Below are 14,375 nucleotides of genomic sequence, written 5' to 3' on the forward strand. Positions count from 1 at the left end.
GCCAGAATTCTGCGTTGCGGGTCGTTTGGGTTAAGATACCCCGCTCCCGGAATCAATTCACAGAGCTTGTCGCGATTTTGGTATGCCAGAACGCCAAGCATCGCGATCGCCAATCTTCCCAGATTTGCCATTTGATCTCCTCCACGGTTTTGGCCGATGAGCGAATCGAAGCCAAGTCTTGGCGGATGACGACCCGTGTGGGCTCCAACAACTTCTTGCCGGTCGGCTCGCCGGCGGAGAGGACGCGTCCTTCGGGTTACTCGTTTTCATCTGACGTCTTCTCCTGACGCAGAATTTCGGGGCGCTTGGCCCGCAGTCGCCCTACGCCGATCGAACGCCCTAACCCGGCGCCTTCCGGGTTTGTTCCGCTTGTCAGAGTTTGTCGGCGACGATGGAGAGCGCGACCCGACGGGGTAACTCTACCGGGTCGAGAGACAGAGTCGGCCCAACTTGACCATATTTCAGAACGACGGCTCGGTTAGCCTCAGCTACCTTGGACTGACGCCGGCTCGCGCACGAATTTCAATTTCGGCGGGACGGCGAACACCCTGAACCGCTCAGCCAGGCTGTCAAGAGCCTGACGCATGCCCACTCCCGCAGCAGCCGCACCGTGTCCACTGATGACCATGTGCGGGTTCAGGGTAGCCAGGTGCTTCACGGATCTTTCCGCCGCATCCCAGTCCGGCGTGAAGTAGCGCGGCGGACCGTGCATCTCAAGATCCTGAACGGCGACCTCATAGACTGACTCCTGACCGGTGGTGATGAAAGCGTCCCCTACGATCAGCGAGCGGTCCTCCTCGCGCCAGAGCGAGATATGCCCGGGAGCGTGCCCGGGCGTGTGTAGCCATCGCCATCCGGGCATTCCGGGGATCGATCCGTCGGCAGGTAGGAGTTCCAAACGGTTGCCAAGATCAATTGGCCCGCGGGGAAAAAGCGGCGAAAGCAGAGCCATCAGTCCACCCCCGACCCAGGGATCCGGTGGCGGATAGGATGCGGTTCCGTCCAAATAGGGGCGCTCGAGTGGATGCGCGAAGACAGGCACGTCCCACTTGTTCGCGAGGTCTAGAACCGTTCCCACATGGTCGAAATGGCCGTGGGTCAGGATGATCGCGGCCGGCCGTGCGTTCGTGCCAAACCGCTTTTCCGCGACCGCAAGAATGCTGCCGCGGGACGTCGGCAACCCGGTATCGATCAGCACCCAGTTCCGATCTCCGCTGCCCGGTGCGCCGAAGAACACGATATTGACGATTGCTAGCCGCAAATAGCCCAAGTCCGGTGCGATGCTCCAAGCGCCGTCGCCACGATCCTCGCGCCGGGCGTGGTCGATCTCGGAAAGTCGAATCTGAACGGCCATATGATCCCGTGCCTCTCTTGTTGCTGAGCAGCCGCTCGAGTCGATCGGCGGCGGTGCTATGTCGCCCCGAACTTGGGACGGCCCTCCTTGTTCCTCCACCACAGGAACAAAGGCTCGACCAATCGGTCCGGCATTACCCGGTCACGCAAGGACGAGCTGACAGAGCAACGAAGATGGCGCGCGCCCGATTGGATGCGGTATTTCGCCAACGCACGCGGCGGGCCTGCTGGCGCCACTGCTGGTACGGCTGCGCGACGATCACGATTCAACTCCGCCGCAGGAATCCCCACGCAGGGTTGGGTTCCGAACCGCGATCATTGCGGCGGAGCGCACGCGGCTCGGTCTCGCCGCTGCATTGCCTTCAAGCGCACGGTTCCTCAACTGATGCTCGGCTGGCGGCAACTTGCTCGCCAGCCGAGCCGATGTGCCATCAACAACCCTGGTCGGTCTTTTTCACCTGACCCGGCGCGGCGGTATTGGCTGTCGTGTCCTGCTGACCAGGCGCCGCCTGCTGAGCGCTGCCAGTCTGCTGGCCGGGCGCGCAGTCTCTGGCCGAGTTCTGATTTGTGGTGCCGCCGGTGGTGGTCGCGTCGGTGCCCTGGTCGCCGGACATGTTGGTACCGCTGCTCGTCGTGCCGGTGCCCTGATCCGTCGTGCTGGGCATGGTTGTCGTGCTCGAGGTTCCGTTGGATGAGGTTCCGCTCGAAGTTCCGCTCGTCGTCTGGGCAAAGGAAAGCCCGGCCGACACCGCCAGCACGGCCGAAGCAAAAAGGATGCGTTTCATCTTCTTTCTCCTGTCTGAATGCGCGGGATGCGCTGGCACATCCAACAGGCAGACAGAAAGACTGTTCCCCGAAGAAGCTCAATTTTTGTAACTCTGGTCGACGGGCTCTATTGCGCCGGGAACACGGATCAGTTCGTCGCTAATTGTTAGTTTCTCTGCCCAGATTTGGTTCAAAAGATTCCACAGCCAGTCTTGACGACCAAGAAGATGTTTCTTCTCTGTTCTCATGGCGCACGAACCAATGTCACGCCGGGCAAGGCACAATAAGCTCGGCAAGGCTGAATGCAGCTGCGGCAACGTCCCCTACTGCCGTTCCGCCGACCTGATGATGGTGGTGGCGTCGATCCACTAACGCTGAAGTTCGACTGCAGCCGCTGCAAGCCGACGGTGAAGATTACGCTGCTCGAAGTGCATCCGGAGCACCTGCCGAAGCGGCTGATCATCCAGAAGCCAATGAAGATCGACGGCAAGATCCATTGGACCACCGAACGGTTCCCGGGATGAGTCCGGCAAACGGCTGGACAGTTCAGGGCTAATAGGCGAGCGCATGGAGATCCATGCGTATTCCCACAATCCACAATGCCACCACAATCAGCCGCTCGATCTTGGAAAGCTGAAGGCTAAACTCGACCGAAGGCGCCGCAACGGCGGATGATCTGATTCCAAGCTCACGCAAAGTGCAGTGGCAATCGTGTCGTGTTGACCTATACGCCCGACACCGCGCCGCCTATCTACCGGGCAAGATCGTAGAGCCGGCAGCCGGCCGAAGCCGAATTTCTCAGGCCGGCGGCGACAACGCGCCAACAGGCGACAATGTCGAAATCGTGCTGTCATAACGCGCACCGGCAAAGTATTCCTACAACGCAAAATGGCTAGCCCGGCGGCGTCCAAGCCTATGCTCCACAGCTAAGTCACACCTGATCGCGACGCCGTGCACGCTCGCATTTCTGCCGTTGCGCGGTGCGCCGCAGGTGCGTAGCCTCTTATACGCACCCGGGTCACGAGCATGAAACAGATGAAAACCGACCAGATTCCACTATTCGTCCAGGACATCGTTGCCCTTGGGTGCGAGATCTGCGCGGTTGGGGATTTCGGCTACGTCATTGGCGACGCCGATCTTTCTCTCCATCGCCTTGAAGCCATCCAGCCGCAATTGAGGCGTCTCGACCAAACATATGGCTGCCGTCGGCACCTGAAGCGGCAAATTGTCGCCTACCTCAATTCCGTCGGCCGCTATGTCGATCCGGCCGAAGATAGCCCGGTGATGCCGCGCCACTGACGACGAGCGCCTCGGCGAACCGATTCTGTTGTTCCCGACCTTGCGCTACGCCTGCTAGACGTTGATTTGACCGGCAAGACTTCCCCACAAATCCAGGCGATGTCTGCGCAATAAGAGAGGCTTTGGCGATGCAAAACTCCCGCGCCACTTCGACTATCTCTATGCCTCACCAGGCGAAGCTTGTTTTAGCCAAGATGTGATCTCAATAGCTGAACTGTCGGCGATTAGGGAGCACTCCACACTGTAACCAAATGGGCTGCCCCGCGTTCTTTAACGGCGTACGGCTGTGCCCCTCGCGGGGCAGCCTTGTGTTTCAGGATTTCTGCATGGTCAACCGGGACACGAGCCGCAATGAAGGAAGCTTCGACTGCCTCATCGTAGGTGGCGGGCCATCCGGGCTCGCGGCTGCGACTTACCTTGGAAGATTTCGAAGGCGAGTAATTGTTGTCGACGCAGATGAAAGCCGTGCAAAGTGGATTCCCTTGACGCGCAACTGCCCAGGCTTTCCAGACGGCATCACCGGCCCTGACCTGCTTGGCCGCCTTCAACTGCAGGCCACTCGATTCGGCGCAAGCGTGGTCCACGACACGATCGTATCCCTTCGCAAAACGAAGGCTGGGTTTTTAGCGGCCGCTTTATCTCCCATTCGTGCCCGCTCGGTGCTCATTGCTACCGGCGTTGTTGACATCCTCCCGGATCGTCCTGGCGCTACCGACATGATCCAAGCTGGCGTCTTGCGATTGTGCCCTATCTGCGACGGCTATGAAGCCATCGACAAACGGGTGGCCGTCATCGGACCAGCCGAACACGCGGTAAAAAAGGCGTTGTTCATGCGCACCTTCACTCAGGATGTGACCCTCCTGATTACTGATCCATCCGAGCCCTCCCCGCAAGAGCGTACCAAACTTACGAGGGCCGGCATCAAGATCGGCGTCTGCAGACCCAATGCCGTTTGCGCCACGGGCCGGGAGGCGGTAGTGGAACTCATCGACGGCGCAACGCTCTCGTTTGAGACCATCTACCCTGCGATGGGCTCGACCATCCGCTCGAGGCTTGCGGTCGACCTTGGTGGATGCTGTGACAAAGCGGGCAATCTCGTCGTGGATTCGCGCCAGCGCACCGCGGTCCGCGGACTTTATGCAGCCGGAGATGTTGTCAACGAGATCAATCAGCTTGCCGTAGCGTTCGGCCACGCAGCGGTGGCTGCCACCGACATTCACAACTATCTTGCAAATGTTCGGGGCGAGCATTGGTCCCAGGCCGAACACGGCCGACCGTGACTTATAGGCGCATGGCGCCTAGCTCTGACACCGAGAGCAAATCATGAGGAACGAAGAGGCACGGCGACCGTTCTGGATCGTCGGGTTTCATCATGTATCTTATTCAAATCCTCTTACCTCGGGCGGACAATTCCGGCAGACCGTTCCCCAAACAGGCGGTGTCACAGCTTTTTTGCAGGCACCTGCAGAAGGGGTGTGGCGGCAAGGCGACCAGTGCAGCAACGATGAAATCGTCATCTTCGAAGTGATGACGGAGGAAATTGATCTGCGGGCTTTGCGAACACGCCGTGCTGACCTCGAGCGACGCTTTCGTCAGCACGAGGTGATCATCCGTTACTCATCGATCGGCGTCGTGTAGGATGCGTAGAGCTTCAGCTCGACCGGCGGGCAAGTTCGACACGGATATATAGGCTTCGAGGCAAGCTGACTACAAACGGCTTAGCCCAATAACACCGATCGGCAAATGCGACCTTCAGAGCATGATCGAGCAGCTGTCACCCGCCTGCGGGGCTTTCGTCGAGAAGCACAACTGACGTGAAATTCTCCAATTCTCCTCGCGAAAGTCGTGCAAGGATGCATGCCGCAAATCTTCCTCGCCGCCACATTGCTTCGCAGCAGCGCGAACTCGCCAGGATAAGACCTAAGAGAGGCCGCCAGCTAATTTCTTTGTCCAGCTTGCAATCGCGAGGCCGCACGCGATGCCGACACAATCGGCAAACCAGTCGAATATGTCCATGTCGCGACTTATTATTTGCGTGCCCTGCAGGATCTCGATCCCGGCGCCGGTAAGGGCGAGAAAAATTATCAGTCTTGCCCTGCGCTCTGGCCAACCAAGACTGCCGATGGCCGTCAACACGACGAACGCTGCGGCGTGATTGAGCTTGTCATCATGAGAGGTAAAGCCAAAACCAAAATTCTGCAGAAGCCACACCGGTGAGAGCGCGAGTACGAGGACTCCGGCCAGTGTGACCAGAAAAGCAGTCCTTGCCGCGATGGGAAAAGATCTTGCACGCCACAAATCGGGCCACTCCTTCTATCCGAACCTGGGAGGCCGGCACTTCGAACATAGCCAGCCGCACGTAGCGGCACATTGGGGAACAGAGTCTATTGCCGCAGATGGCTGGGAAAAAGTCAAATTGGGATCTCGGTAGGTTTCTGTGTTTAATGCGGCAGTATCGGGGCGAGCGTCAGACGCGGGCCGCGATCGATGCCACTGATTGCCGGGACACCCTTCAAGGCTGCAAACCGTTTTTATAACCCGTGACTTCACCGAGTGTTCCGCGCTTAGAGAACAGCCCCGGCCAGTCTTCCTTCAAGTACTTGGCTTCGTCGTTGATCTTCGCCCAATCGTTGGCGTGCTTGCGAAGAGGCTCGCCCCATAGCAAGCTGCAGAAAGGTGTGACCAGGACGCCCGGCGGGCAACCCTGCCAAGGCCCGAATTTCGAAGGCGGCCAATGCGTACGGGATTGAGCGCCGTGGATCAAACATTAGCGACCCCGCTCGACCTCCCGGTTCAGGGCTGCACGTGCCTTGGCCAACGAGATGAGGAGCGATCCGAGAAAGTTTTCGCCAAGCTCCGCCGGAAAACTCATTCGCCGCTCTCCTTCAACCACTCTCGATATAGCCACCACCCTGAGTGCTGCGAAATTTGCACAATAGCATCGGCTCACGACGAAGGATTCCACGTGGAGACACCCCAGGGCTCCGCAAGCGTAGCGCCACTGCATCCGTCAAATGCAATTTCTCAGTGCGGATGAAAAGATCCCCGCGTTCGTCGAAATCATGCGCGCGAATGTGCTCTCGGTCGAGATACGGTTCCGCCTCGCCTGTCCGGCGGTCATCGACCAAATCGAGGTAGGGATGCGGAAATCCGCATTCATGGAAGGCCGACGGACCTTTTCCACGAGCTGAACCCGCAAAACCAATGAGCCGCCGTTGAGTTCCAGACTGCAATCTTATGCAACAGACCCAAGGTTGATTGACGATCCTCCCCCAGGTCCACCCAGTTCCGAACCGGCACAACGCGGCAGTTGCTGATCTTCATGGCGTTTCTCCAAAGCTGCCGTTCGCGCTACGACCTGATGCGACCACCCTTCTCTTCCTTCGTGGGGAGAAATTCTACGGCAAGCCTTGACCCTGAGTCCGACGTCCCTGCCGCGGCACGACAGATCGAAAGCCGTCATTCGGTTGGAGAAATGAGTCTCTTCTTGGCCTTCCAGAATTTGAGCGATTGGCCATCGCCCAAATCCTTGATGCGCTCTTCGACAATTTGATAGCCAAGACGCTCGTAGAATTTCTTGGACGCAAGTGAGACGCTTAGAATCGTCTCTCTGAGACCGTTTGTTCGAGCCCGCTCCTCCAGGTCTTGCATCAACAGCTGCCCGAATCCAAATCGTTGTCTATCAGGATCAACAAAGACAGCCGTGATTTCCTGGCCGTCAAGACTTGCAGTCGCGACCAAGTGGCTACCCTGTTCCGCAACGAGTGTCACACCTATCTCAATGCGCTGCGAGACCTTTTCCTCAGAGTGGAATTGCTTCAAGAATGCGATCACGCGTGGAGGGTAGACGCCGCTATTGGTCTCGATGGTCCTGAAAATCAGGCGACTTAGAGCTGGGAGGTCGTCGATTTCAGAAGAGCGAATATTGATCTTTGGGCTTTCGGTCATGACTGCATCCCAACCCGATCAAAGCATTATAGACGTCGACCCGCCTGTAGCGTGAATGTCGACCCCTAAAGCGGCCCCGGAATGCCCGGAATTGGCGCCAACTACTTGTTCAGTTGCCGACATCATGCGGCAAAAATTCCACCCCAGCCAGTCCTTCGACCCTGATGGCTGGCGTTCTGCGGCTCAGGTGTATTAACCGACGGGAAGCGCCAACTGCGGACGCTTGAAGCGAAGTGCGCAATGACCGCTCCGTTGGCTCAAAGAACGTCCGCCGGGTTTCGCTCTATCAACTCCGCCACAAGGCGTTGAAGCCGCCAGAGGTTGCGGTCGCGTATCCCCTTGGCTTCGAGGTGAGAAACCGTGTTGAGCAAGTACTCGGCCCCGGTGCCCCAATGACCGCAGGCCCGGGCCAGGACATCGGCAACTGCTTCAAGTGACTGACGACCGGCATAAAGAGGTGAGGCGCGGTTCATAACAAAGGTCAACGCCGGCTTGGCTCCCGAGGCGGTCTCGACCGTGATCCAGCGGGGCATGCTATTGGCCGGCTTGTAGGTGAACTCGCGTCGAAACAATTTGCCGAATTGGCGTTCGAGGTTGTCCTCTGGTAGGTCGTACAGGACGCCTCGGCATTGCCCTCCACGATCGAGGGCCATCATAAGGCCGGGCTGCTCTGGCGTGCCCCGAAAACGGGTCATGCGGAAGCAAAAAGCACGATGCCAACCCCGAGCAGCGCCTAGTTGCTCACCGATGTGCTCGATCTCCGGCTTCCAGATCAACGAGCCGTAAGCGAATAGGCGGGTCGGTACCTTCGGGGCCGGATGAGCTCGGATCATTTGCTCGACCCAGCGGTCGTAGTCAGCATCGGTGTGTAGCTCGGCACCTGCCGTCAAACCCTGGTCTTGAATGACCTTGTGGACCCGCGCGACATGGTCCGCAGTCAAGGTCAGCTTTCTCATTTGGCTTGGCATCCCGTGCTCCATCGGATCAGGATCGCGTATCCTTGGCAGATCCTACCGGCGTTGCAAGATACGAACCGACGGACTGATTGCGATCAGCACGGTGCCGAGCGTCACAGACGCGAGGGACTTAACAACTGACATGATCATTTTGAGATCCTCCCCAGCTCCCGTCGGTCAACATTCAGTCCTTGGGGTCGCAGGTGTAGTGCCGTTCGAAGGTCCCGTCCGCGCGCCGCCGCTTGTCGAAGCCGCGATGTAAGGCTCGATCGCGCTCGTGGACCAGCCAAAGGGGATCTCGGCCGAGGCGTAGCCACTGCCGGCGGCCAACCGTTTCGGGATCGAGGCCGAAGCGATCCTGGTGCGCTCGATCGTCGTGCCGGCCGCGCCTGCCTCCGCATGACGGATGGCGCGGCTTCGCAAATCGCACATGATTTCGTCACGTGAGATGCCGATGTCGCCAAGGACGTCATCGGGTAAACGGCTCAACTGGTCCGTTGCCGACAAGAGAGCTTTTCGCTCGGCGCGGAGGCGTAACCACCTGCGAAATGGACCAATGGCGGCAGCATGAATTATAACCATGATCAGATCGTCCCTTCATTGATCTGAATTGACCGGTACGGAACGGCGCGAACGGCACTCCGGGCGAGAGCGTCAGCCGTCCGCGAGGCAAATTAGGCGTAGTGGTCGATGGATTGGTTTTGCCGCGGCGTGCCCATACGGCGGGCGGTGGCTGGCCCCGGGCCACGCATGTAATAAAGCTCCGGGCGGTAGCGCGGCGCGACGAATTTGCGAAACGCCGCAGCAAGTTCTCCCCGCTATCTGGCGCCAGGCAAGCCCAACCCCCGAAGTCCCTAAGCTTGGTGTCAGCGCTTGATTGTCCGCCGTGCCCAACAGCGCGGTGGGCTTTGTTTTTGCTGGGATTTCCGAATAGGATTACCTGCGCAAGGAAGGGGGCCGTGTCATGCCGATTCGTCGAACCGCTGAGCGAGCTGGTGTTTTCACCCCCTAAGAAAGCCCTACTGGGCCGCGTGTTCGATCAGTTGACGGTCAACGCTCAATCTGATGACCAACGTGAGGCTCTCGCATTTCGGATAATCGCAAACTACGTGGCCGGCGTAGAGGATGAGGACGCCCTTGTTTTGGCCTCCAAGCCACCGCTGGAGCGCTAGGCGCGGCGCCGCCATTGAGTGTCGGACCAGAGCCGCCGGAAAGCGCGGCCGGTTTTTTGCATTTAGGGCGGCCAGCGTAGAGGAAACTGCAAGGCTGCGCGGACAGCGAATGAAGGCTGGCGCCGTGCTGGCGGAGCGGAGTGATGAAAGATCAAAAGGTCCGTCAACAAAGCCCCTCGCCATCGGGAATGTCCAACTATCTGGCGATCAGCGGGCCTCCTTCCAGAACGGTCCTCAGTTGCTTCGCAGCCGCTGTCAAAGCGGCGCGGTCATTGCCGGTCGCTTTGATTAACTCCCGGACCTGCTCCGGCGTAATGCCATTCTCCGTCGCGAAATATTCGACCTCATAATCCTCGTCCGCCGAGACGCGGTTGCGGTCGCGGAAATCTCGTTTGCGCTTGTCGTCGGCCATCCGGATTGCTCCTTCTTTTTGGATCAATGGCAACGCTGGCAAGCTACTTTCGTTGCGACAGCCATGCGGAATCAGGTTCCGTTCACTCTGGCTAATATAAGCTTTGTGCCGAGTATTGACTGGGTGCGTAAAATTGTAAGTACCGGCGGCTCGCCTCGAGTTCATTCCGCCGATGGACCCAAGCTGGTTGCCAAGCCACCAGACGGCGCCGCACGGACCACGAGGTGAAGTTCGACGGCTACCGCTCACAGATCATCATAGACCCCAGCGGCGTTCGCATCTTCACCCGCCGCGGCCTCGACTGGACGTCGAAATACCGCCACCTGGCCGCAACGGCCAAGCTGCTGGACGTCGAGAATGCCATCATCGATGGCGAAATCATCGTCCTCAAGACAAGGGCCTGTCGGACTTCGGCGAACTGCGAAAGGCAATCACGCGGCGTCAGCACGATCTCTATTTCGTCGCCTTCGACCTGCTGCACCTCAACGGCCACGATCTGCGCGACATGGCACTGGAAGAATCCGCGAGAGATCCTGGCCGGCCTCGTCCCGCCGACATCCGCATCCAGTTCAGCGAGGCGCTCCCCGGTGATGCCAACGCTATCTATCATCTCGTCGACCAGACAGGCCTCGAGGGGATGGTGTCCAAGCGTCGCGACAGCAAATATCGCAGCGGCCCGACCACGAACTGGCTGAAAATAAAAAGCTATACGATCGGGGAATTCGAACTGCTGGGCGTCGAGCGTGAACCCGGCAAGCCAGCCTTCGCTCTAATTGGGGAGATTGGCACGCGCAAATATGTTGGCTCGGCCTTCATAAATTCAAGCCGCGAGATCCGCGAGCGGCTTTGGAAGCGCGTCTAGGAACACGCAGGCCCTGCGCCGAAGGGCATGAAGCGGCCGGCGACGCAATGGGTGAAGCCAGGGCTGATCGGCCGCGTGAAGCACTTGCGCGGCGAGGAAGATCTGCGGCATGCCTCTTTGCAAGACTTCAGGGAAGAGAAGGGCTAGCGGGCCATGTATTCCTCCCTGTATTTAGCCAAGATTTTAGGCAGGGATTGTTGCGGCCTTCAAGGCTTCGATACCGAACAGTCGCGTTTTCGGACCGGCTAAGCTGGCCCAAGCACCTCGTCGAATGGCATTACGAGGACCACTCTGCCGCTCTCGTCGGTGACCTCGAAACTGCAGTCGAACCAGCTGCGGATCGTGTACATGCGTGTGCGGAAGACGAGGTCCCGCGCATTGGCAAGCGCATGGGCGCGTAGAGCCTCATCGTCGGGCAGTTCGTCGCCTTCGGCGTCAGGTATCATCCGACCGCGATAGCGAACATTCAGGAAATAGCGCAAGGCGCCACTCATCTCTCTCGCTTGATCGGGAATTGGAACACGTTGGAGTATTCCTTCTCGGCGAAGCCGTAGGACTGGCCAGCAATCTGTTCCAGCTTCTCGCGATGCCGAAGCGTGGTATTTCCACGCGTGGCTCTGATCGCGCCGACGCTCTCCAGCATCTGCACCGCAATCGTGACGCCGGGCCGAAGCGAACCCAACATGATGCTCATGAACTCATGTGTGAGGGGCATGTCATCATGCTCCAGCCGGTCATGCGTCATGAGCAGCCATCGCGCCAGCCGCTCCTCAATGGAGTAGCCGGCGTTGGCATAGGCCGTCTGGCTGACTTGAACGATAAAGGTATGCACGAAGCGCAGAAGGAGCGCACGCAACGCGGGTCTCTGGTCCATCGCAGCGTGTAGGTCTCCGGCTCCAATGCGGAATGCTTCGCCCGCAGCCTGAACCATGCAGGAGTGCGGCGTGCGGTCCACGCCCAGCACCAAAGCTGTACCCACCAAACCCTCCGATCCCACCATGCCGACCTCAAACCGTCCTTCCCCGGTGTCGGCGACGATTGATGCAATGCCATATTCTGGGAAGGTCACATGCGCGATTGTTTGATCGGCTCTGAACAGATGTTCTCGCAACTCAAATGTGACCGCCTCAAGATGCGGCTGCACCAGTGCAAAGTCGTCAGGCGACAAAGACATCAGCAGACGATTGCGAATGATTGATTGCTGGAGCTGAGCCATGCTCGTCGCCTCCCCGTCGGGGCAAGAGCACGCACATCTCTCAGTCGCTTGCGCCCTGATGTCAGCAAGCGATGGCCAAATATCCTCCTGATCCCTGTCTCTCGCAATAATATCTGGCGTTAAGTCCGCATGAGTACGAATCCGTACACAAGCGGCCGGCACGCACCGGTCAAGCCAAGGCTGATCGGCTCCGTCAAGCACCTCCGCGGCGAGCACAAATATATACGCCATGCCTCGCTGCTGGGTTTCGACGATGAGAGCTAGGCCTTTCTTTCCCGGCCCGCTGGCAGAAATCTGTCCGAAAGCGTACAATGGCGGATCGTCAGCAAAAAAACATGGCCGCTGACGCTTAGGAGCGACCATCGCACTCTTGGTCCAACACGAGGCATTTGGTGTGATGTCAGAGGAACAATGGCGAGCCCGCCTGAATCCAGAATTCGTAAGCGGACTTGCCCGGGAGTCCGGAGCAACCGAGCAGCAAATACACGACATCGCATCTCTGGTCGGGCTCGATCGTGCCTCGATTTTGAGAGAAGCGCGTCTTTTGGTTGCTGATCTAAGGCCGAAGCTTTAGGTTTTTTTGCTTGGCTGCTTGGCTTCGGCGATGATCGCGAGCGCCCGGAGAACTAAGGGCCCGCCTGCCAAATCCAGCAAGGCCGGCGGACCCTATCAGCGCAATGAAGGGACTTTTCTTGCGCCGATACCAACTTCGGGGCTAGAGCGTCATTTTTCAGGCGACCGCTCCTACCACCAATAGTGTAATGGAGACGGCGAAAACCGATCCAAGCAACCACCGGGCTTGGTGGACACTAACTTCCATGAGCCGTCTCTCCTTCCATGAGTTCACGTGACAACGGGACGACGAAGTCGCGGTTCCGCGCGACACCTTGTTCAGGCCATTGCGTCTAGCACTTCCGACTTAGGTCCGGCGGTATAAGACCTAAGCCCCGGCGGAGGAACGTTCGTTGGTAGGCTTGCGTTGTGGTGAGCTTGGCGCGATGAAGATGCGTCCCGGCAAATTCCAACAAGGAGACGGCTATGAGAATGCATCTTTCCACCGCAGCCGCGGGATTTCTGTTGCTGGCCGGCGTTGGTGCCGCTGCCGCCCAGGACGTGGTCATCGAACCGCAGCAGGAAACCGTCATCAAGGAATACGTGCACAAGCAGCCTCTCGCATCGGTGAAAATTCCTGGAGTGGAGCTCAACATCGGCTCGACTCTTCCCGATACAGTCGAGCTTCGTGAAGTCCCGAACGTCAAATACCGTTATGTCGTTGTCGACAACCGGACCGTTCTGGTGGATCCGAGCACGCGCAGGATCGTCAAGGTCTACGACTGATCTCATCTTGGGAGCGCTGGCCCGGATGATGACTCCGGGTCAGCCGGTCGACCGTCTCGATAATCGCCTTAGCCAGCGCCTCGCCCTCATGCACCGGGCAGCCCATAAGAAGGTTCACTGCCTCCTCGCTCGGCAGAACGCCGGCTGGACAGGACGTGCAGCCAGACGCGCTCCTTGGTGCCCGCCGCCCAGCGGATCTCATATGCTTCGACGTCGTCTTCGGTCCAAGCTTCGAACCCGCCGCTCGACTCGGGTTCTTAACGCCGGCCGTTGGATCGATCCCCACTATCTCGGCTTCGAGTGCCCAGCGGAATAGTCCGCATGGCGTCGAAGGGTTTCTCCTCGTGCGGCACCAGTAGGCCAATACACCGTTTGAACAGCACTCAAAACAGTGGCTGAACAGAGCGAGGGGCGCAAGCGGCCCCTACCCTTTTGAACCTTTGAGTGTTCGGCCCAAAGGCGCTTGCAAAATTCGCGGGTTAGGCAACAAGTCGGATTGGCGTGCGCCGCTTTTTAGTGCTCCGAAACCACGCTATCGCGAGCGCCTTGAAAAACGGCAGCTTGTGCGCGTGCGCATAGACCTTAGCGTCCTCTTCGGCGGTCAGATAGAGATTCGCCATGGCTTTCGTCAGATCCTCTGGATCGAACCGCTGGTTGAACTCTTTGTGTGTCATCAGCAATTCCGCTGCTCTGATCTGAGGGCTCGTGATTGGCGCGAAATCCGCGTTAGCCAGAACCTCCAATATTCTGCGGGCGCCAATTGCGGTTTGGCGGTTCACCAGACCGCTGATTGTTGCAATGGCGATTGTTTCCCGAGCGCGATATTTCGCGGCAGCCAGCGGCGTGGTGATAACCTTTATACCGGCCCTGGAGCACACCAATTCAACCGTCATGGCGTCCTCATCACCGGAAACGACCGCCGCTTGGTGAAGCTGAAGCGGGGTAATCCCAACGCGCTGGTGTTTTGGCCATCCGATGCCTTGGCCCTGGCGACCGCCAGTTCGGCCTCGACCAGCGCAGCGCGCGCGGCCTCGTCTTCGGCTCTGGCCAGCGC

At 58.8% G+C, this 14,375-nt stretch carries 17 protein-coding genes and 1 pseudogene; 8 read left to right on the forward strand and 10 right to left on the reverse strand.

Annotation, left to right across the window (positions count from 1 at the left end):
- Positions 1-484: 484 nt before the first annotated feature.
- Entirely contained in the window at positions 485-1,354 is an 870-nt protein-coding gene (locus NKH67_RS33135; RefSeq protein ID WP_353032916.1) for an MBL fold metallo-hydrolase, read from the reverse strand.
- A gap of 430 nt (positions 1,355-1,784) precedes the next feature.
- A complete protein-coding gene (locus NKH67_RS33140) occupies positions 1,785-2,138 on the reverse strand; it encodes a hypothetical protein (protein ID WP_353032918.1) in 354 nt (117 codons plus the stop codon).
- Positions 2,139-2,420: 282 nt separating this feature from the next.
- On the opposite strand from NKH67_RS33140, the gene NKH67_RS33145 reads away from it, so the two are divergent.
- The 4 genes from NKH67_RS33145 (at position 2,421) to NKH67_RS33160 (ending at position 5,055) form a co-directional block, all read left to right on the forward strand.
- Positions 2,421-2,642 (forward strand): hypothetical protein, encoded by a 222-nt coding sequence (locus NKH67_RS33145; RefSeq protein ID WP_352837489.1) that lies wholly within the window; start codon positions 2,421-2,423, stop codon positions 2,640-2,642.
- 502 nt (positions 2,643-3,144) lie between these two features.
- Positions 3,145-3,417 (forward strand): Y4lK-related protein, encoded by a 273-nt coding sequence (locus tag NKH67_RS33150; protein WP_353032921.1) that lies wholly within the window; start codon positions 3,145-3,147, stop codon positions 3,415-3,417.
- Between the two features lie 326 nt (positions 3,418-3,743).
- Positions 3,744-4,697: an NAD(P)/FAD-dependent oxidoreductase gene (locus NKH67_RS33155; RefSeq protein ID WP_353032923.1), complete on the forward strand. Its 954-nt coding sequence runs from the start codon at positions 3,744-3,746 to the stop codon at positions 4,695-4,697.
- 43 nt (positions 4,698-4,740) lie between these two features.
- Positions 4,741-5,055: a hypothetical protein gene (locus NKH67_RS33160; protein WP_353032925.1), complete on the forward strand. Its 315-nt coding sequence runs from the start codon at positions 4,741-4,743 to the stop codon at positions 5,053-5,055.
- A 282-nt stretch (positions 5,056-5,337) separates the two neighbouring features.
- Here NKH67_RS33160 and NKH67_RS33165 read toward each other — a convergent pair whose 3' ends face one another.
- The 5 genes from NKH67_RS33165 to NKH67_RS33185 form a co-directional block, all read right to left on the reverse strand.
- Entirely contained in the window at positions 5,338-5,715 is a 378-nt protein-coding gene (locus tag NKH67_RS33165) for a VanZ family protein (RefSeq protein ID WP_353032927.1), read from the reverse strand.
- Between the two features lie 1,161 nt (positions 5,716-6,876).
- Positions 6,877-7,365, reverse strand: coding sequence for a GNAT family N-acetyltransferase (locus NKH67_RS33170; protein WP_353032929.1), 489 nt, complete (start codon positions 7,363-7,365; stop codon positions 6,877-6,879).
- A gap of 257 nt (positions 7,366-7,622) precedes the next feature.
- Positions 7,623-8,321: a gamma-glutamylcyclotransferase gene (locus NKH67_RS33175; protein WP_353032931.1), complete on the reverse strand. Its 699-nt coding sequence runs from the start codon at positions 8,319-8,321 to the stop codon at positions 7,623-7,625.
- Between the two features lie 177 nt (positions 8,322-8,498).
- Positions 8,499-8,810: a hypothetical protein gene (locus NKH67_RS33180; protein ID WP_352832215.1), complete on the reverse strand. Its 312-nt coding sequence runs from the start codon at positions 8,808-8,810 to the stop codon at positions 8,499-8,501.
- An 879-nt stretch (positions 8,811-9,689) separates the two neighbouring features.
- Positions 9,690-9,905 (reverse strand): DUF3606 domain-containing protein, encoded by a 216-nt coding sequence (locus tag NKH67_RS33185; RefSeq protein WP_352851440.1) that lies wholly within the window; start codon positions 9,903-9,905, stop codon positions 9,690-9,692.
- Between the two features lie 224 nt (positions 9,906-10,129).
- Between NKH67_RS33185 and NKH67_RS33190 the strand changes: the two are divergent.
- Together NKH67_RS33190 and NKH67_RS33195 are read left to right on the forward strand one after the other, a co-directional pair.
- Positions 10,130-10,243, forward strand: a pseudogene (locus NKH67_RS33190) (ATP-dependent DNA ligase); the annotation flags it as partial.
- Between the two features lie 92 nt (positions 10,244-10,335).
- Positions 10,336-10,767, forward strand: coding sequence for an ATP-dependent DNA ligase (locus tag NKH67_RS33195; RefSeq protein ID WP_502893846.1), 432 nt, complete (start codon positions 10,336-10,338; stop codon positions 10,765-10,767).
- A 245-nt stretch (positions 10,768-11,012) separates the two neighbouring features.
- Here the strand turns inward: NKH67_RS33195 and NKH67_RS33200 are convergent, their stop codons facing one another.
- Both NKH67_RS33200 and NKH67_RS33205 read right to left on the reverse strand, forming a co-directional pair.
- On the reverse strand, positions 11,013-11,261 hold the full coding sequence (locus NKH67_RS33200; protein WP_353032933.1) for a DUF6894 family protein: 249 nt from the start codon (positions 11,259-11,261) through the stop codon (positions 11,013-11,015).
- Positions 11,258-11,983, reverse strand: a complete 726-nt coding sequence (locus tag NKH67_RS33205) for a Crp/Fnr family transcriptional regulator (protein ID WP_353032935.1) — start codon at positions 11,981-11,983, stop codon at positions 11,258-11,260. The genes NKH67_RS33200 and NKH67_RS33205 overlap by 4 nt, the downstream gene beginning before the upstream one ends.
- 129 nt (positions 11,984-12,112) lie before the next feature.
- Between NKH67_RS33205 and NKH67_RS33210 the strand changes: the two genes are divergently transcribed.
- Both NKH67_RS33210 and NKH67_RS33215 read left to right on the forward strand, forming a co-directional pair.
- A complete protein-coding gene (locus tag NKH67_RS33210) occupies positions 12,113-12,247 on the forward strand; it encodes a hypothetical protein (protein ID WP_353032937.1) in 135 nt (44 codons plus the stop codon).
- 774 nt (positions 12,248-13,021) lie between these two features.
- A complete protein-coding gene (locus tag NKH67_RS33215; RefSeq protein WP_353032939.1) occupies positions 13,022-13,321 on the forward strand; it encodes a DUF1236 domain-containing protein in 300 nt (99 codons plus the stop codon).
- Between the two features lie 479 nt (positions 13,322-13,800).
- Here NKH67_RS33215 and NKH67_RS33220 read toward each other — a convergent pair whose 3' ends face one another.
- Positions 13,801-14,214, reverse strand: a complete 414-nt coding sequence (locus tag NKH67_RS33220) for a hypothetical protein (protein ID WP_353032941.1) — start codon at positions 14,212-14,214, stop codon at positions 13,801-13,803.
- Positions 14,215-14,375: the final 161 nt, after the last annotated feature.

Origin of the sequence: Mesorhizobium sp. M0968 (assembly GCF_040319065.1) — a bacterium.
GTDB lineage: Bacteria > Pseudomonadota > Alphaproteobacteria > Rhizobiales > Rhizobiaceae > Mesorhizobium.

What these genes read in the sequence shown, in the direction of transcription:
- NKH67_RS33185 (WP_352851440.1), bottom strand. Translation starts at nt 9,905, where the DNA reads ATGGCCGACGACAAGCGCAAACGAGATTTCCGCGACCGCAACCGCGTC.
- NKH67_RS33205 (WP_353032935.1), bottom strand. Translation starts at nt 11,983, where the DNA reads ATGGCTCAGCTCCAGCAATCAATCATTCGCAATCGTCTGCTGATGTCT.
- NKH67_RS33135 (WP_353032916.1), bottom strand. Translation starts at nt 1,354, where the DNA reads ATGGCCGTTCAGATTCGACTTTCCGAGATCGACCACGCCCGGCGCGAG.
- NKH67_RS33210 (WP_353032937.1), top strand. Translation starts at nt 12,113, where the DNA reads ATGAGTACGAATCCGTACACAAGCGGCCGGCACGCACCGGTCAAGCCA.
- NKH67_RS33215 (WP_353032939.1), top strand. Translation starts at nt 13,022, where the DNA reads ATGAGAATGCATCTTTCCACCGCAGCCGCGGGATTTCTGTTGCTGGCC.
- NKH67_RS33200 (WP_353032933.1), bottom strand. Translation starts at nt 11,261, where the DNA reads ATGAGTGGCGCCTTGCGCTATTTCCTGAATGTTCGCTATCGCGGTCGG.
- NKH67_RS33170 (WP_353032929.1), bottom strand. Translation starts at nt 7,365, where the DNA reads ATGACCGAAAGCCCAAAGATCAATATTCGCTCTTCTGAAATCGACGAC.
- NKH67_RS33150 (WP_353032921.1), top strand. Translation starts at nt 3,145, where the DNA reads ATGAAACAGATGAAAACCGACCAGATTCCACTATTCGTCCAGGACATC.
- NKH67_RS33155 (WP_353032923.1), top strand. Translation starts at nt 3,744, where the DNA reads ATGGTCAACCGGGACACGAGCCGCAATGAAGGAAGCTTCGACTGCCTC.
- NKH67_RS33175 (WP_353032931.1), bottom strand. Translation starts at nt 8,321, where the DNA reads ATGAGAAAGCTGACCTTGACTGCGGACCATGTCGCGCGGGTCCACAAG.
- NKH67_RS33145 (WP_352837489.1), top strand. Translation starts at nt 2,421, where the DNA reads ATGCAGCTGCGGCAACGTCCCCTACTGCCGTTCCGCCGACCTGATGAT.
- NKH67_RS33220 (WP_353032941.1), bottom strand. Translation starts at nt 14,214, where the DNA reads ATGACGGTTGAATTGGTGTGCTCCAGGGCCGGTATAAAGGTTATCACC.
- NKH67_RS33160 (WP_353032925.1), top strand. Translation starts at nt 4,741, where the DNA reads ATGAGGAACGAAGAGGCACGGCGACCGTTCTGGATCGTCGGGTTTCAT.
- NKH67_RS33140 (WP_353032918.1), bottom strand. Translation starts at nt 2,138, where the DNA reads ATGAAACGCATCCTTTTTGCTTCGGCCGTGCTGGCGGTGTCGGCCGGG.